General features: G+C 73.9%; 26 protein-coding genes. 8 read left to right on the top strand and 18 right to left on the bottom strand.

The window, feature by feature from the left end:
- Positions 1–27: 27 nt before the first annotated feature.
- Positions 28–228: a DUF397 domain-containing protein gene (locus tag QSK26_RS01665; RefSeq protein ID WP_285773120.1), complete on the bottom strand. Its 201-nt coding sequence runs from the start codon at positions 226–228 to the stop codon at positions 28–30.
- Positions 219–1,007, bottom strand: a complete 789-nt coding sequence (locus QSK26_RS01660) for a helix-turn-helix domain-containing protein (protein ID WP_285773119.1) — start codon at positions 1,005–1,007, stop codon at positions 219–221. Before QSK26_RS01660 ends, QSK26_RS01665 begins: the two co-directional genes overlap by 10 nt.
- A 329-nt stretch (positions 1,008–1,336) precedes the next feature.
- Between QSK26_RS01660 and QSK26_RS01655 the strand changes: the two genes are divergently transcribed.
- The 4 genes from QSK26_RS01655 to QSK26_RS01640 all read left to right on the top strand — a co-directional run bounded on the left by QSK26_RS01655 (position 1,337) and on the right by QSK26_RS01640 (position 4,797).
- Entirely contained in the window at positions 1,337–1,813 is a 477-nt protein-coding gene (locus tag QSK26_RS01655) for an ATP-binding protein (protein ID WP_285773118.1), read from the top strand.
- A gap of 232 nt (positions 1,814–2,045) precedes the next feature.
- Positions 2,046–3,092 (top strand): copper resistance CopC family protein, encoded by a 1,047-nt coding sequence (locus tag QSK26_RS01650; protein WP_285773117.1) that lies wholly within the window; start codon positions 2,046–2,048, stop codon positions 3,090–3,092.
- Positions 3,093–3,115: 23 nt separating this feature from the next.
- Positions 3,116–3,481, top strand: a complete 366-nt coding sequence (locus QSK26_RS01645) for a cupredoxin domain-containing protein (RefSeq protein ID WP_285773116.1) — start codon at positions 3,116–3,118, stop codon at positions 3,479–3,481.
- A 2-nt stretch (positions 3,482–3,483) separates the two neighbouring features.
- The gene (locus tag QSK26_RS01640; protein ID WP_285773115.1) at positions 3,484–4,797 is read left to right on the top strand and encodes a hypothetical protein; all 1,314 of its coding nucleotides are present in this window, start codon (positions 3,484–3,486) and stop codon (positions 4,795–4,797) included.
- A gap of 77 nt (positions 4,798–4,874) precedes the next feature.
- On the opposite strand, the gene QSK26_RS01635 is transcribed toward QSK26_RS01640, so the two are convergent.
- Positions 4,875–5,576: a ferritin-like domain-containing protein gene (locus QSK26_RS01635; RefSeq protein ID WP_285773114.1), complete on the bottom strand. Its 702-nt coding sequence runs from the start codon at positions 5,574–5,576 to the stop codon at positions 4,875–4,877.
- 123 nt (positions 5,577–5,699) lie between these two features.
- Between QSK26_RS01635 and QSK26_RS01630 the strand changes: the two genes are divergently transcribed.
- Positions 5,700–7,088, top strand: coding sequence for an alpha/beta hydrolase family protein (locus QSK26_RS01630; RefSeq protein WP_285773113.1), 1,389 nt, complete (start codon positions 5,700–5,702; stop codon positions 7,086–7,088).
- A 110-nt stretch (positions 7,089–7,198) separates the two neighbouring features.
- On the opposite strand, the gene QSK26_RS01625 is transcribed toward QSK26_RS01630, so the two are convergent.
- The 9 genes from QSK26_RS01625 to QSK26_RS01585 all read right to left on the bottom strand — a co-directional run bounded on the left by QSK26_RS01625 (position 7,199) and on the right by QSK26_RS01585 (position 15,178).
- Entirely contained in the window at positions 7,199–11,134 is a 3,936-nt protein-coding gene (locus QSK26_RS01625; RefSeq protein WP_285773112.1) for an nSTAND1 domain-containing NTPase, read from the bottom strand.
- A 267-nt stretch (positions 11,135–11,401) separates the two neighbouring features.
- Positions 11,402–11,641 carry a hypothetical protein gene (locus QSK26_RS01620; RefSeq protein ID WP_285773111.1) on the bottom strand — a complete coding sequence of 80 codons (240 nt, stop codon included), beginning with the start codon at positions 11,639–11,641 and terminating at the stop codon, positions 11,402–11,404.
- Positions 11,642–11,729: 88 nt separating this feature from the next.
- Positions 11,730–11,975 (bottom strand): globin family protein, encoded by a 246-nt coding sequence (locus QSK26_RS01615; protein WP_285773110.1) that lies wholly within the window; start codon positions 11,973–11,975, stop codon positions 11,730–11,732.
- On the bottom strand, positions 11,909–12,127 hold the full coding sequence (locus QSK26_RS01610) for an antibiotic biosynthesis monooxygenase family protein (protein ID WP_285773109.1): 219 nt from the start codon (positions 12,125–12,127) through the stop codon (positions 11,909–11,911). Before QSK26_RS01610 ends, QSK26_RS01615 begins: the two co-directional genes overlap by 67 nt.
- Positions 12,128–12,192: 65 nt before the next feature.
- Positions 12,193–13,182 carry a hypothetical protein gene (locus QSK26_RS01605; protein WP_285773108.1) on the bottom strand — a complete coding sequence of 330 codons (990 nt, stop codon included), beginning with the start codon at positions 13,180–13,182 and terminating at the stop codon, positions 12,193–12,195.
- Positions 13,179–13,358, bottom strand: coding sequence for a hypothetical protein (locus QSK26_RS01600; RefSeq protein WP_285773107.1), 180 nt, complete (start codon positions 13,356–13,358; stop codon positions 13,179–13,181). The genes QSK26_RS01605 and QSK26_RS01600 overlap by 4 nt, the downstream gene beginning before the upstream one ends.
- Positions 13,359–13,570: 212 nt before the next feature.
- Entirely contained in the window at positions 13,571–14,725 is a 1,155-nt protein-coding gene (locus QSK26_RS01595) for a sensor histidine kinase (RefSeq protein WP_285773106.1), read from the bottom strand.
- A complete protein-coding gene (locus tag QSK26_RS01590; RefSeq protein WP_285773105.1) occupies positions 14,725–14,862 on the bottom strand; it encodes a hypothetical protein in 138 nt (45 codons plus the stop codon). Before QSK26_RS01590 ends, QSK26_RS01595 begins: the two co-directional genes overlap by 1 nt.
- A gap of 82 nt (positions 14,863–14,944) precedes the next feature.
- Positions 14,945–15,178 carry a hypothetical protein gene (locus QSK26_RS01585; RefSeq protein ID WP_285773104.1) on the bottom strand — a complete coding sequence of 78 codons (234 nt, stop codon included), beginning with the start codon at positions 15,176–15,178 and terminating at the stop codon, positions 14,945–14,947.
- A gap of 149 nt (positions 15,179–15,327) precedes the next feature.
- Here QSK26_RS01585 and QSK26_RS01580 point away from each other — a divergent pair, with 149 nt between their 5' ends.
- The 3 genes from QSK26_RS01580 to QSK26_RS01570 all read left to right on the top strand — a co-directional run bounded on the left by QSK26_RS01580 (position 15,328) and on the right by QSK26_RS01570 (position 17,190).
- Positions 15,328–15,684: a nucleotide pyrophosphohydrolase gene (locus QSK26_RS01580; RefSeq protein ID WP_285773103.1), complete on the top strand. Its 357-nt coding sequence runs from the start codon at positions 15,328–15,330 to the stop codon at positions 15,682–15,684.
- 133 nt (positions 15,685–15,817) lie between these two features.
- A complete protein-coding gene (locus QSK26_RS01575; RefSeq protein ID WP_285773102.1) occupies positions 15,818–16,114 on the top strand; it encodes a DUF8820 family protein in 297 nt (98 codons plus the stop codon).
- Positions 16,114–17,190, top strand: coding sequence for a DUF6745 domain-containing protein (locus tag QSK26_RS01570; RefSeq protein ID WP_285773101.1), 1,077 nt, complete (start codon positions 16,114–16,116; stop codon positions 17,188–17,190). Before QSK26_RS01575 ends, QSK26_RS01570 begins: the two co-directional genes overlap by 1 nt.
- A gap of 26 nt (positions 17,191–17,216) precedes the next feature.
- Here QSK26_RS01570 and QSK26_RS01565 read toward each other — a convergent pair whose 3' ends face one another.
- The 6 genes from QSK26_RS01565 to QSK26_RS01540 are packed head-to-tail and all read right to left on the bottom strand — an operon-like array spanning position 17,217 to position 23,080.
- Positions 17,217–18,047, bottom strand: a complete 831-nt coding sequence (locus QSK26_RS01565; protein WP_285773100.1) for an STM4011 family radical SAM protein — start codon at positions 18,045–18,047, stop codon at positions 17,217–17,219.
- Complete coding sequence (locus QSK26_RS01560; RefSeq protein ID WP_285773099.1) at positions 18,041–19,306, bottom strand: STM4012 family radical SAM protein; 1,266 nt, start codon at positions 19,304–19,306, stop codon at positions 18,041–18,043. Before QSK26_RS01560 ends, QSK26_RS01565 begins: the two co-directional genes overlap by 7 nt.
- On the bottom strand, positions 19,293–20,078 hold the full coding sequence (locus tag QSK26_RS01555) for an STM4013/SEN3800 family hydrolase (RefSeq protein WP_285773523.1): 786 nt from the start codon (positions 20,076–20,078) through the stop codon (positions 19,293–19,295). Before QSK26_RS01555 ends, QSK26_RS01560 begins: the two co-directional genes overlap by 14 nt.
- Positions 20,053–21,117, bottom strand: coding sequence for an STM4014 family protein (locus QSK26_RS01550; RefSeq protein ID WP_285773098.1), 1,065 nt, complete (start codon positions 21,115–21,117; stop codon positions 20,053–20,055). The genes QSK26_RS01555 and QSK26_RS01550 overlap by 26 nt, the downstream gene beginning before the upstream one ends.
- Positions 21,114–22,112: an STM4015 family protein gene (locus QSK26_RS01545; protein ID WP_285773097.1), complete on the bottom strand. Its 999-nt coding sequence runs from the start codon at positions 22,110–22,112 to the stop codon at positions 21,114–21,116. Before QSK26_RS01545 ends, QSK26_RS01550 begins: the two co-directional genes overlap by 4 nt.
- Positions 22,112–23,080 (bottom strand): STM4015 family protein, encoded by a 969-nt coding sequence (locus tag QSK26_RS01540; protein ID WP_285773096.1) that lies wholly within the window; start codon positions 23,078–23,080, stop codon positions 22,112–22,114. The genes QSK26_RS01545 and QSK26_RS01540 overlap by 1 nt, the downstream gene beginning before the upstream one ends.
- Between the last annotated feature and the right edge of the window lie 61 nt (positions 23,081–23,141).

Raw genomic sequence — 23,141 nt, 5'->3', positions numbered from 1 at the left:
GACGACGACGCTCTCCTCTGGCGTCGGTTACCGGTCGAACTCGCCCGTCTTGACGGCGCGGATGAATGTTCTCCACTCGGTGGGGGTGAAAAGCAGTTTGGGGCCGTCGGGATCCTTGCTGTCGCGAACGGCGACGATGTCAGGGAGATTGGCGGCGACCTCCACGCACTGGCCGCCGTTATCGGATGAACGCGATGACTTCCGCCATATGGCGGTGCTCAGGTCCATTCCTGTTTCACTTCCTCGATCATCTTGAGGGATGTGTGTTCAGGATAGGCCCACAGCCGTATGGCCTCATAGCGCTTCCAGATGGAGGCCACGACCTCGGAGTCCGTCGTGATCTGTCCTTGTGCGGGTGAGTCGGCGTGGACGACGTCAGGCTCCCCGTCGGCCAGTTCGGCGATCATAAAGGCTCCGGCCAAGCCGGCCACGCAGGCCGAATCGACGACTTGGATGGAGACGGCCTGTCGGCGGGCGGTCTCCAGCAGGTGATGGAGTTGTTCCTGCATGAGGCCGGGATCACCGATCCGGCGGCGCAGCACGCCTTCATCGATGAGGGCGAGGAACATGGGCGGGTTTTCACGGTCAAGGATGGACTGCCGCTGCATGCGAGCCTCGACGCGCTGCTCCGCCTCCTCTTTGGTGATCCGAGGCCCTCGACTGAACAGGTATCGGGCGTAGGACTCGGTCTGGAGGAGGCCGGGGATGAGCAGCGGGTCCCAGGAGCGGAGCACGCGGGCGGCGGGCTCGACCTCCTCGACCCAGCTCCGGAACCACACGGGGCCGCCGGGGCGGGCGACGATGCGCTGGTACATCCGGGTGAACGACACGCCGTCGGCCGAGGCGAAGAGCCGGTCGAGCCGCTCGGCGTCCGACCTGGACGGCGTGCGGGTGGCCTTCTCCAGGCGGCTCACCTGGGTCTGGGTGCAGCCGAGCCGCGAGGCCACCGCCGCCTGTGACAGTTGCGCGACCTCCCGCAGGCGGCGCATTTCGGCCCCGAACCGCACCCGGGGGGAGCCGGGATCGAGAGACGGCACAGCATCCATTGCATTTCCTCTCGAATCACAGAAAACGGACTTCCGGTTTCCGGGCGATACCGAGTTCAGGCCAGCCCAGACCAGGACCGGTCATCGTCCGATCTCGCCTGGGTTTTCAGGCGGGTCACCGAAGCGCCCCCCGGAAGGCATTCTAAACACGTGCCTTCCGGCCGGACGGCGCGGACGGGAAATCGTTCCCATCATTGTCATGCCGGGTCGAATGGCGGCGGCAGGTGAATGCCACGATATTGTCGCTCCGCCCGGTCATGCGACCCGGAAATCCTCCAGGAGGCGAAACCATGAGCGGGCGAGGACGGCTCGGCCATCACCACGCCGAACGGCGGGAGCCATCCGCGGAAAGGCCGCCCATCTGCTGGCGGCGGCAATTCCCGGGAAAGGCGACGTCCGTTCCGGAGGTCCGGGAGTGGGCGCGCGATCTGCTGGCGGGGCGGCTCGCCACTCCGGTGCTCGACGACGCGCTGTTGCTGCTGAGCGAGATCGTCACCAACGCGATCGCGCACTCCGACTCGGGGCGGACACCGGAGGAGCGGGTCACGGTCCGGGTGATCCGCGTCTCGGGCGGCGTCCACGTGGAGGTGACCGACGCCGGTTCGGCCACCACGGCGCCCGCCGTACGCGTGCCGGGACCCGAGGACGAAGGCGGGCGCGGCCTGTGGCTGGTCGATCTGCTGGCCACCGCCTGGGGGACCCGCCGCGGGTATGGCCGCGGGACGGTGTGGTTCCGCCTGACCGAGCGCGTGCCGCGAGAGCCGTGATTGGGCGCGGAGAACCCCATGTCCGCACCGCGACCGTGCGGCGGGGACGCAACGGGACGGATCCGACGGCGGCCGGCGACCCGGATGATTGACGCTGCCGTGACTTTGTGCAAAGAATGTGGCTGAACAGCCCCAGAGTTCCACCGGACGGCACCCCGGAGGGCGGGTGGGCTGCCCCTCACCACGGGCTGGTCGGCGCACGTGTTCGGTACCCGAAAGGATCGGCCCGCGCTTGTCCCGGCATATTCGGCCTTCCGCCGCCTCATCCGCGGGCGGGACGGCGACGGACGGTCCCGCCCCACCCGGCCGGGTGCCGGTGCGCCGCGACCTGTGGCGCGTGATGTGGTCACTCCTCCTGGCGTTCTCCGGCTGTGTCGCGCTGACCGTCGCCGCGCCGCCCGCCGCCGCGCACGGGCAGCTCGCGACATCCACCCCGGCCGCGGGAAGCACGCTGAGCGAGCCGATGGAGTCGGTCGCGCTCTACTTCACCGAGCCGCCGGTGCCGCACGCCTACTTCACGATCTTCTCGCCCAGCGGCGTACGGGTCGACCGGCCGTGGTCGCCGGGCGCGCCGAAGACCCTCGACGAGCCGGTCAGGGAGCTGCACCGCGTCAACGGGGCCTGGGAGCCGCGGTTCTACCATCTCGGCCACCCGGCGGAGATCCCGGTCGGCTACTGGCCCGAGCAGGGCGACTACATCGTGAGCTACCTGACCGTGGCCTCGGACGGGGAGACCGTGCGAGGAGATGTCAGGTTCACCTACCGGGGCGAGATGTCGCAGCCGCCGAAGGGCTGGAAGACGCCGGGCGACGGGCCCGACCCGGAATTGGTCGCCGCGACCTCCGGGCACGGCGCGGCGGCCGGACCGTCACCCGCGCCCACGGTCGCCTGCACGCCGCGCACCGTACCCGAGACCGGCTGCGCCACCCACGCGTCACCGTCCGGCTCCGCCTCGCCCGGCGCGGCGGCGGGGACGCCTGGCGCGGCGGCGGGGACGACGTCCGGCGGGGCCGCGGGGGGCGGTGCGGAGGCGGTGTCCGCGGACCCGGCGGCGGGTGGTTCGGGGCCGCTGGTCTGGCTGGTGCCCGCCCTGGTCGTGCTCGGCGCCGGGGTCATGGTGGTCCGGGCGGCGCGGCGCCCGTCCACCGCCCAGGCGCCGTACGGCGGACCGGCCGAAGCGCGGCCCGGCCCTGGCAAGAACCCCCGGACGCCGCCGTCCCCGCCGCCGTCCCCGCCGACATCGACGAAGAGGCCAGGCAAGACCCGCAAGCGCCGCTGACCCCCCAGGAGAGACGGACGACCATGGCCCACGTACGCCTGCGCAAGTTGCTCGTCGTGCTGTTCCTCGGCGTGATCCCGCTGTCGGCCGGCTGCGGCACGTCGGACGCCGCGCCGGCGACGACGGCAGTGAAGGAGATCACGGTGACCATCGCCGACGGGAAGGTGACGCCGCCGCCCGGCCGGATCGAGGTGGCCCAGGGGCAGCCGGTACGGGTCACCGTGACCAGCGACGTGGCCGACGTCGCCCACGTGCACGGCTATGACAAGGCGGCGACGCTGACACCGGGCACGCCCGGCGAGATCCGGTTCATCGCCGACCAGGGCGGGCTGTTCGAGGTGGAGACGCACGAGGCGGATCTGCAGCTGTTCCAGCTCGTGGTGCGCTAGTGATGCTTCTGGCCCACGGCATCGGCGGACGCCAGGATCTGCCCATCCCGTTCTCCGCTGCGCTGGCCGGGGCGGTGCTGGCGCTGCTGCTGTCGTTCGCGGCGCTGGGCATGCTGTGGACGGAGCCGCGGCTGAGCGGCGGGCCGGGCGGGCGGCCGGTGTTCGCGCTGCGGCGGAACGCGGTGCCCCCGGCGTTCTGGCGGTGGGCGGCGCGGCTGGCCGGGCTGGTCGCGGCGGCGTACTTCTGCGTCGGGCTGCTCTTCGGGCCCGATCATCCGGACAATCCCACGGCGGGCGTGTTCTATGCCCTGTTCTGGGTTGGCCTGGTGCCGTTGTCGCTGCTGTTCGGCCCGGTGTGGCGGTACCTGAACCCGCTGCGCACGCTGCACCTCCTGGCCTGCGCCGGGCTCCGCCGCGACCCCCGGGCGGGGCTCCGGGCGCTGCCGGAGGGCCTGGGCTACTGGCCCGCCGCCGTGGGCCTAGCCGCGTTCGTATGGCTGGAACTGGTCGCCCCGGGCCGGGCCACGCTGCCCGTCATCTCGGCCTGGCTGGCGGTGTACGCGCTGGCCATGCTCGCCGGGGCGGTGGTCTACGGGTCGGGCTGGTTCGACAAGGGGGACGCGTTCGAGGTCTACTCCGACCTGATCGGCCGGCTCGCCCCGCTGGGACGCCGCCCGGACGGCGCGCTCGCGTGGCGCAACCCGCTGGACGGCATGGCCGGGCTGCGGCCCGCCCCCGGGCTGACCACCGTCGTGATCGTGCTCCTCGGCTCCACCATGTACGACAGCCTGTCCAACGCCCCGGTGTGGGTGCGTTTCGTCCAGGAGGGGCCGCTACCCGCGCCGGTCACCGGTACGGCCGGCCTGTTCGCGGTCATCGGCCTCGTCCTGCTCGCCTACCTCGGCGCGACCGCGCTGGCCGGGCGGCGCGGCGGCGGGCTGCCGGGGGCCACGGCGGGCGAGCTGGCGCACTCCGTCGTGCCGATCGCCGTCGGCTACCTGGTGGCGCACTACTTCACGCTGCTCGTCCTCGAAGGGCAGCGGACCGTCTCGCTGCTGTCCGATCCGCTGAACACCGGGGCCGACTGGCTGGGCACGGCAGGCTGGGAGGTCGCCGCCGCCGGTCTCACCCCGGCCGGGGTCGCCGTCCTCCAGGTGACCGTCATCGTCGTGGGCCACCTGCTCGGCACGGTCCTCGCGCACGACCGCGCGCTCGCGCTCTTCCCCCGGCGTACGGCTGTCGCCGGGCAGGTCCCGCTGCTCCTGCTGATGGTGGTCTACACGGTGACCGGGCTGCTGCTGCTCTTCGCCGCCTGACCACCGCTCACACCCGGTGCGCGTGCCCGCCGGGGCTCGTCTCGGCTCCCGCCGATCGTCAGGCCGGCGGGACCGGGTCAGGGACCGCCGGGTCTGGTGGCCTCGGCGAACAGCCTGAGCGCGTCGAGGGCGAAGCGGGCGGGTGGCACGCCCAGCGCGCGGAGCGCCTTCCCGTGGTCCACGGCGACGACGGTCACCGTCCCGGCCATCAGGCACCACCAGATCCCGGTGAGGAGCGTCCCGGCCGGACCCGGCGGGCGGCCGACGCTCAGCCGGTGGCGGTGGAAGGGGACGTGGCGCTCCTCGTCGGCCAGGATGCGGGCGGCGACCTCGCGGGTCAGCGGGTCGTCTCCGCCGTCGCGAAGCGCCCGGTAGTAGCGCAGCGCGACCACCTCGGCGACCATCAGGACCATCAGCTCCAGGCGGAGCCCGAGCGCCCGGCGCAGCCGGACGAAGACCGCGTCGCTCCAGTGACCGGACAGCGTGGGCACGCCGGCCGCGGCGAGCAGCTCCGCCAGCATGCGGGCGTGGTTCCGCTCCTCCTCGACGAAGAGGCGTACGGCTGCCGTGTAGGCGTCGTCCCCGGCCCGGACGGCCTTGTCGATCAGGTTCGCCCCGTCGCCGCTCTCGCCCACCTGGAAGCGCCGGACGCTCTCCGCCACGGCCGCGCCGAGCCGCGCCCCCCGGGCCCAGTCCGGGTCGCCCTTGGTACGGCGCCGCCCGGCCTCCGCCTCGAACGCGGCCACCCAGATCGTGAAATCTGCCGGAAATACGGTCATGCGGCCTAAACGTAGGGGACTTCCGTGGTCCGCGGCGGCCGGATGCCGGGGATGGGGCTAGGCGTGATCGTCATAGCGTGATACATCCACCTAAGTAGATTAATCTTCTGGTGGAGGAGCCTCATGAGGTCACTTCGGATCGGTGTTTCGGCCTTACTGGCCGCGGCCGTATCGGTCGTCTGGGCCCCGTCCGCCACGGCGGCGGCCTGCGCCGCGCCCGTGCCGAGCGAGACCCAGCCCGGATACACCGTGGCCGACCCCTGGTGCGACACCTCCGGCCGCCCCTTCACCGCGCTGCCCGGCGCCACCGCCCACGCGGGCGTCAAGGACGGCGCCGCCTACCGGATCGAGGTGCCCGCCCGCTGGAACGGCGAACTCGTCCTCTACGCCCACGGCTACCGGGGCACCGGCACCACCGTCTACGTCGACGACTCGCCCATCAGGGCGCATCTCATCGCGCGCGGCTACGCCTGGGCCGCCTCCAGCTACGAGACCAACGGCTACGACGTCGGGCAGGGCGTCGAAGACTCGCACGAGCTGATCGCGCTGGCCCGCCAGGTCACCGGCAAGCCCGCGCGCCGGGTGTACATGACCGGGTTCTCCATGGGCGGGCACGTCACCGCGGTCGCCGTCGAGCGTTACCGCAGGACGTTCGCCGGTGCGATGCCCGCCTGCGGCGTCCTCGGCGACACGGCGCTGTACGACTACTTCACCGACGCCAACGTGACCGCCGCCGCGCTCACCGGCACGCCCACCGACTTCCCGCTCGCCCCCGCGCCCGACTACGGGCAGGTCTACGCCGACCGGGTCCTCGGCCTGCTGCCCGAGCTCGGCACCGGCTTCAACCAGGGCAGCGCGCCGACGCTCACCAAGCTGGGCAGGACCTGGAGCGACGCGGTCGAGCGGCGCAGCGGCGGCGACCGCCCGGGCTTCGACTCCGCCTTCGCCTTCTGGAACGCGACCGGCCGCGCGCCGCTCACCCAGATCCCGTTCCTGTTCGGCCTCTATCCCGGCCTGACCGGCGGCACCGCGAGCATCGCCGACGGGAACGTCGTGGACAACCGGCGCACGGTCTACCAGCTCGACGACCGGCCGGGCCTCTCCAGGGCCGAGCGCGAACTCAACCGGGACGTGCTGCGGGTCGCGCCCACCGACCGGCCGAGCCGCGGCCTCGACGGCATCCCCGCGGTCGAGGGTGACCCGCGCATACCTGTCCTGTCCCTGCACAACATCGGCGACCTCTTCGTTCCGTACTCCATGGAGCAGATCTACGCGGACCGCGCCGCCCGCCACCGGCAGTCCGGCAACTTCGTCTCCCGCGCGATCAGGGCCGTCGGCCACTGCGACTTCACCCCGGGCGAGCTGACCCGCGCCTTCGACGACCTGGTCACCTGGGTCGAGCAGGGCAGGCGCGCGGCGGGCGACCAGGTCCACCACACCTCCCGCCCCGACTTCGGCTGCCGCTTCACCGAAGTAGCCCGCCCCACCTTCGCCGCCCCCGCCTGCCGCTGACCCGCCTGCTGCTGCCCCTCGCCTGGCGCTGACCCCCGCCTGGCGCTGAGCGCGGCTTTCCGTGGGGTCGGCCTGCTGTGGGCGGGGTTGTCGTCGCGCGATGGGGTGGGTCAGTGGGAGAGGGCGGCGAGGCGGGGCAGGGCGTCGGCCGGGCGGATCGGCCAGGTGATGATGCGGTGGTCGTCGCCGGCGGAGACGACGTGGGCGGAGTCGCCAGTGAACAGGACGTCGTTGACCGGGCCGTCGTGACCGGTGAGCCTGCTCACGGCGCGCCGGGTCGCGACGTCCCAGACGGTCACGGTGCCGCGGTGGTCGCCCGAGGCGAGCAGCCTGCCGTCCGGGCTGAAGGCCACGCTGCCCGCCGGGTCCCGCTGCCCGTGCAGGGCCCCGGCGGCGGCACGCCGGGCGGTGTCGAAGAACACGACCCGGCCGTTGGCGACGGCGGCCAGCAGCCGCCCGCCGGGAGCGACGTCCAGGTCGCCGATCGCGCCGGCCTGCCGGGGCAGCACCGCGCCCCACCGCCCGGTCGCCGGGTCGATCAGCGAGACGGCCCCGCTGCTGTCACCGACCGCCAGCAGGTACGGCGGCGCCGGCAGGAACGCGAGCGTGTCAACCACCCCGGCATGCTCCAACGCGAACACGACATCCCCGGTCCGCACGTCCCACGCCCGGACCACGCCGTCGGTGCCACCCGCCGTCACCAGCCGCCCGTCAGGGCTGAAGTCCACCGCGCGGACCGTGGCGGTGTTCCGCAGCGCCATCCCCGGCCGCCGGGCGATCGCGTCCCACAACCGCACCTCATGCCCGACGGCGACGGCGAGCACCCTGCCCCCCGGCCCGAAGGCGACAGCCCCAACGGGCATGCCGCCATCCGGACCGCCGCCGGTAGCCGAGCCGTCGCTACCCGAACGGGTGGCGCCCGAGCCGTCCACACCCGAGCCGTTGGCGCCCGAACCGTCCACACCCGAGCCGTTGGTGCCTGAGCCGTCCACGCCCGAGCCGTTGGTGCCCGAGTGGGTGGTGTCTGGCCAGCCGGTGTCCGCGGCGGCGGTTTGCGAGTTGGCCGGGTTGGCGCCGGTGGTGTCCAAGAGGGTCGGGACGCCGGTCGTGCGGTCCCACAGCAGGGCGGTGGAGTCGGCGGCGGCGCTGGCGAGGGTCCGGGCGCCGGGGACGTGTGCCAGGGAGGTGACCGCGGCGGTGTGCCGGGTCAGCGGCAGGGCCTCCCGGTCCCACACCACCACCGTGCCGTCCTGCCCCGCCGAGGCGAGCCACCGCCCGTCACCGCTCACCGCCACGTCCACGACCGGGCCGACGTGCGCCCGGAAGGCGACCACCTGACCGGACCGGTCGACATCCCAGACGGTGGTGGCGCCGCGGGCGTCACCGGAGACGAGGAGGCGGGCGTCACCGGAGAAAGCGAGCGCCCGCACCTCCGACCGCCCCGCGTCCAGCGTCACATCACCCCCCTCCCTCCGCACGCCGATCGTCCCGGAAAGCGGATCCCCACACGCGGACACCCGCCCATCGACCCCCAGCGCGTACACCACACACCCCTCCACCCCCACCCGAATGGCACCATCCCGAGAGGCGCCACCACGGGAGACCTCGCCCCGGGAGACCTCGCCCCGGGAGGCGTCATCCAGGTAGACGTCATCCAGGGAGGTGGCGTCCTCGGTGTGGGGAGGGCGGGTCGCGCCGTCGGTGGTGGCCCGGTCCGGGGCGGCGTCGGTGGGAGCGGTGTCGGTCGCCGGGTGCTGAGAGGCGTTGCGTCCGGCGGCGGGAGGGGTGGCCGCGGTCAGTTCCGTGCGGGTGGTCGCGGGGGGTGGGGCGGTGGTGGGGAGGTCGGGGTCGCATGGGCAGCGTTTGTCGACGATCTTGGCGCGCAGGGCGTGGAAGGCGGAGTCGCCGGGGGTGAGGCGGCGGCCGGTGTGCGCGTCCCAGACGCGGTCGTCGTAGCCGGGGTAGGCGGTGGTGGCGGTGATCCGGGTGCCGTCCAGGCTGAAGGCGACGCCGCTGACCGGGATCCGCGGGCCGTCGACCGTCCGGATGGCGGTCCGCCGGGCGACGTCCCAGATCACGACGTTGATGCCGGCGTCCGCGGAGACCAGCCGCCGGGCGTCGGGGCTGAACGCCAGCGCCTGCACGGGGGAGGAGTGGCGGCGCAGCACGGCGACCGTCGAACGTGTGCGCGTGTCCCAGAGGCGCACGCTCCCGTCGCGTTCCCCGTAGGCCAGCAGCCGCCCGTCGGGCGTGAACGTCACCGCCCCCACGGCGCCCGCGGCGCTGGTCAGCCGGCTGGTGTAGGCGGGCGCGGCGGCGATGCTCAGCACGGCGTCGCGGGCCTGGGCGGTCGGCGCGGTGCGGTACGCCTGGAGGGCGAGCGCGGCGGCGCGGCGTACGTCGCCGTCGGCGGCGGCCCTCGCCTCGGCCGCGAGCTGGCGTGACGTGGCCTGCCGCCGCTCGTCCTGGGCCGCGCGCTCCTGCCGCCACACGACGAGCACGCCGGTGGCGGCCACCAGCAGCAGGACCGACAGCGCGGCGGTGAGCGCGCGCAGCCGCCGGGCGGTCCTGGCGGCGGTGCGCCGTTCCTCGTCGCGGGCCGCCAGCCCGGCGGTCAGGAACGCCCGCTCGGCGGCGGTGAGATCGTCCCGGTGCTCCCCGGCGAGCGCCTCCTCGGCCGCCGCCAGGCGCACGCCGCGGTACAGCGCCCCCGGGTCGCGGTCGAGCTCCGTCCACGCGGCGGCGGCCTGGGCGAGCTGGTCGCGGGTACGGAGCCGTTCGCGGTCCTCCTCCACCCAGCCGAGCAGCCGGGGCCAGGAGGTGATGAGCGCCTCGTGGGCGAGGTGCACGGTGTCCTCGTCCACGGTGATGAGGCGGGACTGCGCCAGGCGTTCCAGGACGAGGGCGGTGCCGGCCGGGTCGCCGGTGTCGAGTTCGGTACGGCGGGCCGGGCGGCGGGTGTGCCGGGAGTCGGCGCCGGGGGTGATCAGCCGCAGCAGGATCCTGCGGGCGAGCCGGGCGTGCCCGGCCGGCAGGTCGGCGTACACCTGCTCGGCAGAGTGGGCGACCGCGCCCCGTACGCCGCCGGCGGCTTCGTAACCGGCCAGGGTCAGCGTCCTGCCCCGGCGGCGGTGCCACGTCTCCAGCAGCGCGTGGGACATCAGCGGCAGCCCGCCGGGTTCGCCGGCCACCTCCTGGACGATCCGCTCGGTCAGGGCCCGCTCGACGATCAGCCCGGCCCCGGCGGCCGGCCGTACGATCGCCTCCCGCAGCTCCTCCTCGGTCATCGGCCCCACCAGCAGGCCGATGCCGCGCAGCTCGCGGGTGAGCCGGCGGTGCTCGGCCAGCCGGCCGTAGAAGTCGGCGCGCACGCCGAGCACCACCCGGCTCCGGGAACCGGCCTCGCACACCGCCAGCAGGGCGTCGACGAACCGGGCGCGTTCCGCCGGATCGGCGCAGAGCGTGTACGCCTCCTCGAACTGGTCCACCACCACCAGCCCCGGTACGCGGCCCAGCTCGCGGAGCACGGCGGCGTGCGTGTGGAAGGGCCGTTCGCCCGGCGTGATGACCACGACCTTCGCCGGTTCCCGCGCCTCGGCGACGGCGGGTACCAGGCCCGCCCGCAGGAGCGAGGACTTGCCGCTGCCCGACGGGCCGGTCACCGCGACCAGCCGCCGCCCGGCAAGCTGCCCGGTCAGGTCGGCGACGAGCGCGTCCCTGCCGAAGAACACCCCCGCGTCCTCGTGGCCGAACCGGGCCAGGCCGCGGTAGGGCGGTTCCGCGTCGGCGTTCTCCAGCTCGCGCCAGCGCCGCTCCCACTCGGCCGGGTCGCCGTCGCACGCGCGCACGTACGCGAGCAGCACCGGCAGCGACGGCAGCCGGTCGCCCGCGGCGGCCCTGGACAGCGCCGCCACCGACGCCGGCACCCGCGCGGCCATCTGCCGATAGGTGGGCCCGCCGGCCTGTTCCCGTAACCGCCGCAGGTCGAAGGCGAAACGCTGGAGCGGTCCTGCCGCCGGATCGACCGGTTTCTCCTGACGCCCCATCGGTCATCCGCCTTCTGTCCGGTGGACCCCACAAGATGAATCGGCTCGGCCTCAAGCCTAGACAAGCAGCACCACTTCCAGTTGAAAAGGCCGGTAACTCCCCTTTGTCGCGACGGCGATTTTGTTTCCCCAGGTCACCGGGTGCACAACAAACGGCAGACGCACTAAACCTGGTGGTGGGGGCAACCCGGGGGAGCGGGAAGGGGGGGCGGACGCGTACGCTGGTCCGCCCCCATCCCGCTGGTCATCGACCGTCTGGGCGGGGGCTCAGGTGGCCGCCTCCAGGGACGGTTCCGCCGCGGACGCGCGCCGGTGTTCGACGGCGAGCATGGCCGCCAGGAGCAGCACCAGGGTCGCGAGCTGCGCCATCGCGGACCACAGCCCGGCTGCCGCGGCCGGCAGCGCGGCGACCGCCACCACGCCCCTGACCGCCGCCCGGCGGAGCCCGAGCACCCGGCGGAACCCGTAGTCGCCGGCGAAGTAGAGGGCCACGCCCGCGGAGAGCACGATCGCCGCCGCCGGTTTGAGCGGGTCGAAGGGATGCCCGATGACCTTATTTCACAAATGCGCAACTGGCTTGTTCGCGTGGCGCCGCTCACTGCTGGTACGGCGGGGCGACGCCCCAGCCCCAGCGCGGTACCGGCGCCTGGGCCGGCAGCGTCGCGCCCGGCTGTGAGTTGTGCACCGCGATGCGGGTGCCCCACTCGATGTAACCGGCGAAGGCGGCCCGGAACTCGGGGTCGTCCGGCAGGCCCACCTCGTCGGCCGCGTCCATCAGCAGGGCCGCCCAGCGGCGGCGCTGGTCCTCGCGGAGCCGCCGGCCGAGATGGTGGGCGAGCATCCGGGGATGTAGCACTCCGGCTCGTCGACGCACCTCGACAGCTCGTAGTCCAGGCACTGGGGCGCCTTGCCCAGCGGCACCACGGCCCGCCGGTAGGCGGCCTCGAACGTCTCCGCGTCCGGGACTCGGTAGCGGACGTACTCCACGATCATGACATGCCCCCCTTGATGTAATTGTGTAACCACATAAGCATCGGGGGTGTTAATCAGGGCGTCGTTCAGCGGGTGGTGGCGAGGATCCGGCGGGCGCGGGTCAACTGGTCGCGGCGGTAAGTGAGGAGGCGGGCGAAGCGGTCGGGATCGCGGGCGATGACGGCTGACTGGAGGGCGGACTCGGCGGCCAGCCAGGCGGCGACCAGGCCGGAGCGGTGCTTGCAGCGCACGTCCGCGACCGCGGTGGCCCGCTCGCCGGGCGTGACGGTGGGCGCGTCGAGGGCCCAGCGCCGGTCGGAGACCGCGGCCCGCGGGTCGGCGTAGTCGAAGCCGGAGGCCAGCATGCAGGCCCGCCAAGCGTCCCGTGCCCGCAGGACGTCCGGGTGGGCGGCAGACTCCTCGACCGTGCGCAGGTTGTGGGACTCCAGCCGGCGCATGTCGTCCTGGGGCGCGCCGGCGGCCAGCCACGTGCCGGCCCGCTCCCGGCAGCCGGGCCGGGTGGCGGTGCCGTGCAGGGCGGCACGCTCCCGCGCCGGCATCCCGTCCTCCCGCGCAGACACCCCGTCCTCCCGCGCAGGCAGCCCGCCCTCCCGGCCCGCGGACCGCGCCGCCCGGTCGTCCCCGGCCCCGCGCGGATCGCCGCCCGCCTCGCGCGGTTCGTCCCCGGCCCCGCGCCGGTCGTCGCCCGCCTCGTTCGGAGCGGCGCCGGCGCCGCGCGGATCGTCGCCCGCCTCGGGCGGATAGTGGTAGCCGAAGCGGTGGGCCACCGCCTCGTCGATCACCCCGTACCGCCGGGCGTGCTGGGGCGGGCCGTCCTGGGCCGGTGGCATGGGGCGCGACGTCCGGCCGAAGCCGTGCGCCCGCATGCACCGCTCGGTCAGCGCGTGGTGCGCCCGCCGCAGCAGGCCGCGGTCCTCCGAACTCAGCCGGTAGGGGTCGAACGGCAGCGCGATCCGCGCGGGCGGGGCGGCGGCGGCGGGTTGTCCGGTCCCGCACCCCGCCGAGCCGACGGCCAGAGTGAGCGACGCGACGGCGGTGGCGACGCCCGTCCTCATGCGCGGACGTCCATGGCGCCGGCCCGGTGACCGCTCACCGGACCGCTCACCGGACCGCCCACCGGACCGCAGGCCGGGCCGGTGAAGAGGCCGCCCCGGCCCGCCGCCGGTGTCGCGGTGACCGCGTCCACCGCCGCGAGGAGCGCCGCCGCGGCGGTGAGGTGACGTGTTCGCATGGAATTCCTTCCCTTTACGGGAACCGGCCGGTTAATGGCCGCTGCATCGACTCAAGCACACCCGGCGAAACCTGAGAAGCCGCATTCCTTTTTCTCATCGATACCGGTCTGAGCTGGCCGGAAGGTTATAGGAGGCGCTTTCGTCACGGGAAAGGGGAAACGATGATCCGAGGTGCCGGGAAATACAGGTAAGAATGCGGAGAAAGTAGGTGTTACGCGGTGGCGGGCCAGGGGAGCCGGGCCGTCACCCGCCAGCCGCCGTCCGGCGCGGGCCCGTGCTCCAGCCGCCCGCCGTCCAGCGCGACCCGCTCGCCGAGCCCGGCCAGTCCCAGCCCGGGGCCGCCGCCGCCCGCCCGCGGGCTGGCGGCGGGGGAGTTGCGCACCTCGATGGTCAAGCCCCGGCCGGGCGCGCCCGCCAGACGCACCGACGCCTCGGCTCCCGGCGCGTGCTTGCGGGCGTTGGTGAGCGCCTCCTGTACGACCCGGTAAGCCGTACGGCCGGCTCGCTCCGGGACCGGGCCGGCGACCTCCTCGCTCAACGTCACCGGCATCCCGGCCCGCCGCGAGTCGGCGACGAGTTCCCCGACGTCGGCGAGGGTCGGCTGCGGCAGCTCGCCGACCGGGGCGCGCAGCACCCCGATGACCTCGCGCAGGTCCTGTAACGCCTGGTGGGCGCTCTGCCTGATCACCCTGGCCGCGCTGGAGATGTCCTCGGCGGAGGCGTGCGGGTGGAACTCCAGCGCGCCCGCGTGCACGCTCAGCAGCGACAGCCGGTGCCCGAGCACGTCGTGGATCTCCCTGGCGATCGCCTCGCGGGCCCGCTGCTGCGCCTCGGCCTCGGTCCGCGCGGCGCTCTCCCGCAGCGACGCGATGAGCCGCCGCCGATGGTGGACGAACAACCCCCAGCCGACCGCCGCCCCCTGGAACGCGAACCCCAGCAGGAACAGCACCAACCGCGGCAGCTCGGGATCGGGACGCAGCAGCACGTAGACCAGCCCGGCCACCAGGCTCAGCGTGAAGACGGCCAGCGAGGTCCACACCGCCCGGTGCACCGCCACGGTGAACAGCGCCACCAGCATCGCGCCCGCGACCAGCTCGGAGTACGCCGACAGCACGACCAGCACGACGGCCAGCTCGACCGGCCGCCGCCGCCGCGCCCACAACGCCGCGCACCCCAGCACCCCGACCACCTGGTCGAGGTGGAACACCCACATGGGCACGTCCAGCGTGGCCGTCGCGAGCCGCTCGGCCGCCGTCAGCATCCCGAACGCCACGGCGAACACGAACAGCCCCGTGTCCACCACCCAGTCCCGGACCTCCCGCCGGCGCGGGCCCGCGTCCCGCCACGGCGGCGGATCGGCCGGCACTAGGACTCACCGAGCCGGCGGTTCACCGCGCGCTCGGCCGCGGCGGACTCCGCGCCGGTCAGCACCCCGGTCCGGGGCGGCCGGCCGGGCTCGCCGTCGAACGTCCACGACCCGTCCGGCACGAAGATCTCGGCCATGCGCCAGCCTCCCGTGATCACGCTCTCCGAAGTCTAGTCGCGCCGGGCACGGCGGCCCCGGAGGACGACCGGCGTGGACCGCTCACCCGCGCACCCGGCCGATCCGCTCCGTCGCGACGACCACGACCACCCCCAGGATCGCCAGCGACAGGTTCGCGAACACCTCATACCCCTCGAAGAACGGCACCCGTTGCACGACCAGCCGGTTGTACACGTTGAGGAAGACGCCGAACAGCGGCTGCACCGCCACGTGGTCGATGGCCCCGCTGACCCCCTGGAGGATCATGAAGAACCCGAGGAACTGGATGATTTTCATGCTTCGAGGCTAGGAAAACCGCCCGCCCGCGCACATCGGCCCTCGGCATCCCTCCCGCGAACCTTCGGCCGGGCGCGGCCCCCGCCCGCTCCTCCTTTGGTATCGCGGCCACGGGTCCCGGCGGCTCGCGGGGGCTAGGGTCACCTGATGTGAGCGATGACCTGGAACGGCTGGCCGTACGGCTGCGCGCGTTCGCCGAGGTGCGGGACTGGGAGCGATTTCACACGTCCAAGAACCTCGCGATGGCGCTGGCCGGCGAGGTGGGGGAGCTCGTGGCGGAGTTCCAGTGGCTGACCGCCGAGGAGGCGGCCCGGCCGGACCCGGACACCCTGGCCAGGGTGCGCGCCGAGCTGGGAGACGTCACCAACTACCTGGTCCGGCTGGCCGACGTGCTCGGCGTGGACCTGGTCGCCGCGGCGCACGCCAAGCTCGACGAGAGCGAACGCCGCTACGACCCGGACGTCTACCGGGGCTCGGCGCGGAAGGCCCCTCCGCTGCCGCCGTGACTGGGCGGGTGCGCGAAAGGCCCCTCCGCTGCCGCCGTGACGGGGCGGGTGCGCGGGGGGTCTCCGGCGGCCGGGGAATTGTCGGTCGCGGGCGATAGCTTTCGATCATTCCCCCCAAGCTGGAGGTTGGTCGATGTACCGACAGGGCGACATTCTGATCGTGCCGGTGGCCGAGGAGGCCGTGCCGGGCGGGCTGCGGCCGGAGGAGCGTGACGCGCGCGGTCGGCTGGTGCTGGCGCACGGCGAGGCGACCGGGCACTGTCACGCGATTCCCGGGCCGGGCACGCTGGCCGGCGGGTTCCTGCACCTGCCCGAGGGCGGCAGGCTCGTGCACGAGGAGCATGACGCGATCTCGCTGCCCAAGGGGTGGTATCGCGTGGTCCGGCAGCGGGAATACGTGCCGGGGTCGTTCCGGGTGGTGGCCGACTGATGGCGACGCTGACGTGGGAGCAGACGGCCTTCGCGACCGGTCCGGCGGATGACGTCGAGGCGGGCGTGCGGCGGGCCTACCGGGACGCGGGGCTGGCCGGGCCGGAGCGGGTGGTCGTGCTGGGCTCGCCGGCGGCGGGCGCGGCGGCGGCGGCGTGGCTGACCGGGGACGACGACCTGCGCAGGGCCGTCGAGGACGGCCTCCGCGCGGCCGGCCTGGGCGGGCCGGCGGAGACCGCCGCCGGCCTGGCCGCGCTGTTCGACGGGGTGGAGCCGGGGCGGTCCGTGCGTGACGACGTCAGGACCGCACCGTGGGAGCGGGCGCGGCGGGCGGCGTACGCGGAGCTGGGGCCGGCCGGCTGGGCGGCCCAGTGGGCGGAGACCGGCGGCCGGTTGTGGCCGCAGGTGGACCGGCTGGTCACCGCGATCCGCCGGGCCGTCGCCGACCTCGGCGGCGAGGAGCTGCGGCGGCTGACCCTGGACGCGGTCCTCGGCCAGCACGACGCCCCGTGGCTGTCGGCCTTCGACGGGTCCGACGGGCTGGCGGGCCTCAGGCAGGTCGCCGGAGGCGCGGGCTGGTGGTGGCCCTACGAGCGGGTCGCCATCGTCACCGAGCGGCCCGTCGAGCTGCACCGGGACGACGCCGGGCGGCTGCACCGGGGCGACGGGCCCGCCATGGCGTTCTCCGACGGGTTCGCGTTGCACGCCTGGCACGGGATGCCGGTCCCGGCCGACTTCGGGGCCGCGATGACCGCGCTCACCCCGTCCCGCATCCGCGAGGAGGAGAACGCCGAGCTGCGCCGGGTGATGCTGGAGCACTTCGGTTTCGACCGCTACCTCGCGGAGTCGGGGGCCGAGGCGCAGCAGTCCGACGAGACGGGCGTGCTGTGGCGGATCGAGCTGCCCGGTGACGAGCCGCTGGTGATGGTCGAGGTGGTCAACTCGACACCCGAGCCCGACGGCACCAGCCGCACCTACTTCCTGCGGGTGCCGCCGTGGGTGCGCCGGGCGCGCGAGGGCGTCGCCTGGACCTTCGGCATGACCGAGGGCGACTACCACCCCCAGCGCGAGACCTGAGGCGGCCGGGGCGCCACGACGGCGGCCTACGGCCAGGCGGCGGGGACGCGTTCGAGGATGCCGCCGGCGAAGACGGGGTAGAGGCCGGTGGGCTCCAGGTGGACGTAGCCGATGTGGCAGTCGCAGGCGGCGGCCGGGCAGGGGCGCGGGCGCAGCTCCCGGCGGTAGGAGCCGTCGTAGAGGTTGCCCAGCTCCTCGGGGATGAAGTGGCAGCGGCGGACCGTGCCGTCGCCGTTCACCGAGATCACACTGTCCCCGGTGCGGCAGGGCAGGCCGGCGCTGGGATGCGGGAAGCGGCTGTGGTGGAAGAGCGGGTCGATCGCGGACCACTCGGCCGCTTCCGCGTCGGTGTAGAGGCGGCCCTCCTCGGCGTTGACCCACAGGTAGGTCTCGGCGGGCAGGTCGGCCCGCAGCCGCCGGGCGTCGGCCAGATGGGCCGGGTCGCCCACGATGCCGACGCTGTGCCGTACCGGTAGGGAGCGGACCTTCGCCAGGAAACGGTCATAGGGCACCTGGGTGGGGTGGTAGGTCACCCAGAGGGCGGCCCGGTCCGACGCCGAGGCGAGCCACCCGGTGCGGTGGCTGAGGTTCGTCTGGACCGCCACCCTGCGCACGTTCGGCGCCCAGGACAGGTCCACGACGGCCCTGCGGTACCAGGATCGGACCAGCGCCTCGCCCCACGGGGTGAACAGCACGGACACCTCGAAGTCCTGGGCGGTGACCCAGGCGGTGAAGCGCTCCAGCGCGGCCCGGTCGGCCCGGAGCCGCTCGGGGGAGTCCCGCCGCTTGGCGAAGGGGCAGTAGGCGCAGTCGTAGTCGCAGCTCGCCAGCGGGCCGCGATAGAGGATGGTCAGCATGCCGCGTACCCGTCCATGAGGCCCCGGACCCGGTCGGAGAACAACGCCGGGCCGATCGCGTCGGAGTGGGCGAGGCCCTCGGCGGTCAGCCTGATCGCCGACGGCTCCACGACCAGCAGGTCGGCGAAGCGTTCCAGTGGGAAGTCGTCCAGCACGTCGGCGCCGAACCGGTCGCGGTAGAGCGCCCGGGACAGCCCCTCGGCCTGGAGCAGCGACTGGATCAGGTGCCGCCGCCTGCTCTCCCCGGGGGAGAGGGTGAACCCGACGTTCGCCGTGCCGAAGTCGGTCCGCCGCACGTAGTCGTCGATGATCGACCGCACCTGGCGCGCGCCCACGGCGTACTCGAAGGAGTAGTGCAGCGTGCTCGTGTAGGACCGGGCGCCGCAGCCGAGGCCGACCATGCCGTCGGTCTGGCAGCAGTATTCGGTGGACGAGCCCGAGCCGGGCAGCCGGAACATCCGCATGGACACCTGCTCGTAGCCCGCCGCGAGGAGGTGGTCGCGGCCGAGACGGTACAGCTCCAGCCGCTGGTCGTCCCAGGCCCGGCCCTGCTTGCCGAGGCCGGTCAGCGGGCGGACGTAGAGCGGGTAGAGGTACAGCTCCTCCGGTTTCCAGGTGAGCGCGGTGTCCAGCGAGTACCGCCAGGAGGCGGGGGTCTGGCCGTCGATCCCGTAGATCAGGTCGATGTTGAGCGCCGGGATTCCGGCCGCGCGGATCGCGTCGAGGGCCGCGTCCACCTCGGCGCGCCGCTGCGGGCGCACGGCGGACCTGGCCTCGGCGTCGACGAAGCTCTGCACGCCGATGGAGACCCGGGTGGTGCCGCGCTCGGCGAGCACGGCGAGGCGGTCGGGGGTGGCGGTGGCGGGTGAGGTCTCCACGGACAGCGGGATCGCGGCGAGGTCGGCGCCCATCGTGCGCTCGGTCAGGTCGAACAGCCGGGTCAGCTCGCCCGCGCTGAGATAGGTGGGCGTGCCGCCGCCGAACGCGGCGGTGCTGAACGCCGGGGCCTCCAGCGCCTCCCGCACGGCGCGGGCCTGCCGTTCGAGGGCGTCGAGGTAGCCGCCGACGAGCTCCTCGGGCGCGCCGGTGCGGGTGAACAGGTTGCAGAACCCGCAGCGCATCTCGCAGAACGGGATGTGCACGTACAGTGCGCCCGCCCGCTCACCGGCCCACACGTCCCGCAACGGCGGGCGCGGATCGAGCGGCCGGTAGGCCGTCTTGTGCGGGTAGGCGTAGACATATCCCTCATAGGGCCGCATGACGCTCCAGAATGAATTCGGCGTAGGGCACCGTCCACACGACCTCGTGACCGATCCGGTGGCCGACGTGACCGTCCTCGCCGTACGCGGTGCCGTGGTCGGAGCAGACGATCACCAGGCAGGGCCGGCGCATGAGGTCGTAGAGACGGCCGATGTGCCGGTCGACGTACTCCAGCGCGGCGGCGTGGCTCTCCCGCGAGTCACCGGTGGCGCCCGGCAGGTAGAAGTGGTTCGGCTGGTGCAGCGCCGAGACGTTGACGAACAGGAAGACCGGCCCGTCCCGGTGTGCCAGCACCTCGGCCGCGCGGTCGATCTGCCGCTCCAGCGACGCCGGGTTCGTCACGCCGAACTCCGGCTCCCAGTGGCTTTCCGCGAACAGGCCCGGCAGCGCCGAGCCGAGCGGGGTCCGCTTGTTGAAGAATCCGACGCCGCCGACGCAGATCGTCCGGTAGCCCGCCCCGGCGAGCCCCGTGGGCAGGTCGGGGGCGTCGAACACCCACGTGCCGCCCGCCGTCGTCTCGCTGCCGGGGAAGGTCGCCGCGAACAGCCGGGGATGCGGGCCGGGAGTCACCGGGGTGGGCAGGAACCCGGCGAACATCGCGGCGTGCGCGGCGTAGGTGAAGCTGCCGGGGCTGTGCCGCCGCTCCCAGCCGCCCCCGTGCGGCAGCAGCCCGGTCAGCCGCCCGGCCTCGGCCATCTCCGCCGCCACGTCGTACCGGAGGGTGTCGAGGGTGACCAGGAGGATGTCATGGCTGCCCACGACGTCGTGCATGTCCATCGATGACCGCCTTCACCTGCTCCGCGTAGGTGTCTCGTTCGTTTCCCGACAGGTCGCCCAGGCCCGGCAGCAGGTCGCCGAACGCGTTGACCTCGGCCACCGCGACGGACCGCAGGTCGGCGCCCACCATGACGTCCACGCCGGTGGCCAGGCTGCCGGGGAAGCACGCCGCCGCCCCGGCGCACGCGTCCAGCACCCGCGTCCACAGCGCCGGGCGGGAGCGGACCACGTCGAGGTCGCCGCGCTCGCCGCCGAGGTGCAGGTTGGTCATCGGGCCGCGGCCGACCCGGACCACCGCGTGCGTCGGCGTCCCCGCCACGGTCACGACCCGCAGGTCGTACGCCCTGCCGTCGATCGACGCCTTGGGGAACCACCGCTCGACGTGCAGCCCGTCGGGCGCCAGCGCGTCCACCAGCGCCCGCACGCCCTCCTCGTCCTCGTAGGCGCGCAGCTTCAGCGAGTTGCGCAGCACGCCGTCGAGCCAGGCCGCCGAGGTGACCGCCTTGACCCGGCCGGCGTGCGCCTGGAACGCGACCACCCCCGACGCCGACGAGCCGTGCGCCGGCTTGACGAACACCCTGGCCCAGCCGCGCTCCGCCATCCGCTCGCGCAGCTCGTCGTACGAGCCGGCCGGGAACGCCGGCGGCACCGGCACCCCGGCCCGGTCGAGCACGGCGTGGCAGCTCCGCTTGTCGAACATCACCGCGATCTCCCCGACGTCGCCGAGCAGCTCGACGCCGGGGATCGCGGCCACCCGCGCCAGCCCCTTCGTGAACGCGGCGTACCACGACGCGCCCCCGCCCACCCGGGCCGGATCGCCGGGCCCGCGCAGCAGCGCGTCGCTCTCCGCGTCCTCGCCGGGCGAGTCGATCCGCAGCAGCGCCCCCGCGGGCGCCCCGATCTCCCGCCCGGCCAGCACGTCCCGCCACGAGACGAGGGACGGCTCCGCGAGCCCGCGGGCGAGCACGGCGGCGCGGAACAGCGCCACCCGGCGGTCGCCGGGCGTGCCCACGACGGCGAAGCGCACCGTCATTCGCTCACCGCGACATAGAACTCGTCGTGCGTATATCGGTGGGAGAGGTCGACGGTCACCGTGGGCAGTGCCTTCTCGACCCTGGCCGCGGTCTCCTCGCTCAGGTAGTTGTGGTGCAGGTCGAGGTGCTGGAGGTGGCTGAGCGGCTGCCCGCTGAGGAGGGCTTCGGCTCCGGCGTCGGTGAGGACGCCCATGCCCAGGCTGAGCGCCTCCAGCCGGGCGACCACGGGGGCGGCGGCGACGGCCGAGGCGATCTCGTCCTGCCGCTCGCTGTCGCGCAGGCCGAGCCGTCTCAGCGCGGGCAGCCCGGCGCCGCCGAGGATGCCGGCCAGGTCGGCGGTCGTCGAGTCCCCGCCGTACTGCTCGACGCCGAGCCACAGCTCCAGGTGTGCCAGGCCGGGCAGGTGGGAGTCGCCGACCGCGCGGACCACGTGGGCGGGCAGCCCGCCGCACTCGAAGCGCAGCACACGGAGGTGCTCGTGCCGGACCGGTCGCATGACCAGCCCGTCGGAGCCGCGCACGTCCAGCCGCTCCAGCCGGGGGAACGCCTCCAGCAGCGGGGTGATGTCGCCCTGCCGGATCCAGGAGATCTCCCAGTGCTCGGGCTCGACGAATCCCAGGAACACCGAGCGGAGCCGGGGCAGCCGGTGGGCGTGCGCCGCGAGGACCTCCGGCGCCCCGCTCGCGTCCTCTCCGGCGACGACGATCGCCTGGATCCGCTGACCGCCGACCCGGCCGATCAGCTCGGAAAGATCGTCGGCGAGGGACGACCCGGCGCCGCCGTCGGTCGAGGCCCCGTCCCACAGGACCCAGGCGGCCTGCCAGGGGTCGGCGCACGGGTCACCCGGCTCCACGATCGGCAGCCCGGCGAAGCGCTCGCGGTGGGCGCCGGCGGGGTCGTGGCGGTAGACGGAGTCCTCCGGGATGAACGCGTCGCCGGGGTCGCGCGGATCGGCGGGCGTCTCCTCCCACTGCTCCTCGAGGTCGTCGTACATCATTCGCTCACCGCGACATAGCGCCAGTCGCGGTCGGTCCGCTGCCGGTCGGACAGGACGACCTCGACGCCGGGCAGGGCGGCGGTGACCCGCTTCATCATGGCGTCGGTGAGGAAGTGGTGGTGCAGGTCGAGTCTGCGCAGGTGGGTGAGGGGCTGGCCGCTGAGGAGGGCTTCCGCGCCGGTGTCGGTGAGGACGCCCATGGACAGGTTGAGGCTCTCCAGCCGGGCGACGATCGGGGCGGCGGCCACCGCCGCGGCGACGTCGTCCTGGATCTCGCTGTCCTGGAGGCCGAGGTGGCGCAGCGACGGCAGCCGCTCGCCGGTCAGGATGGGGCCGAGGTCCGGGGTCGTCGTGTCGCCGCCGTAGTTCTCGACGCCGAGCCACAGTTCCAGGTGTTCCAGCGCGGGCAGGTCGCAGGCGCCGATCGCGCGGACGACCTCTCCGGGCAGGCCGCCGGTCTCGACGCGCAGGATCCGCAGGGCGTCGTGCCGCACCGGGTTGAGCCGCAGCCCGCTGCCGCCGCGCACTTCCAGCCGCTCCAGCCGGGGGAAGGCGGTGAGCAGCGGGGTGATGTCGGACTGCTGGATCCAGGAGATCTCGGCCTCCTCCGAGCTGATCGCGCCGAAGAAGAGTGAGCGCAGCTCGGGAAGGCGCCCGGCGCTCTCGGCCAGCCGGGAGACGAGGGTATCCGAGGGGGTCTCGTAGGAATCCTCCCAGCCGCCGATGACCAGTGCGGTCACCTTGGCGGTGTCCACGAGGCCGAGGAAGCGGTCGAAGCACTCGGCCATGGTGGAGTCCGCGGTGTCGTCCCACTCGCTCGCGGTGAGCCGCCAGGCCACCGAGCCGGGGTCGGGGAGCGGCTCCTCCTCGCCGGAGTCCGGAAGGTGGGTCACGGGCAGCCCGGCATAGGTCTCGTCGTAGCGACGCTGGTAGCCGTGACGCGGGTCGTACTCAATCTCGATCATGGGGGGATCCTCGCCTGGGGGAGTGGCGGAACATGTCCTACCAGAGGCCGCCGACACTTCG

Origin of the sequence: Microtetraspora sp. NBRC 13810 (genome assembly GCF_030268685.1) — a bacterium.
Classification (GTDB): domain Bacteria; phylum Actinomycetota; class Actinomycetes; order Streptosporangiales; family Streptosporangiaceae; genus BSRQ01.
Note: the sequence above shows the minus strand (reverse complement) of the source record. Positions and strands in the feature narration are given on the sequence as shown.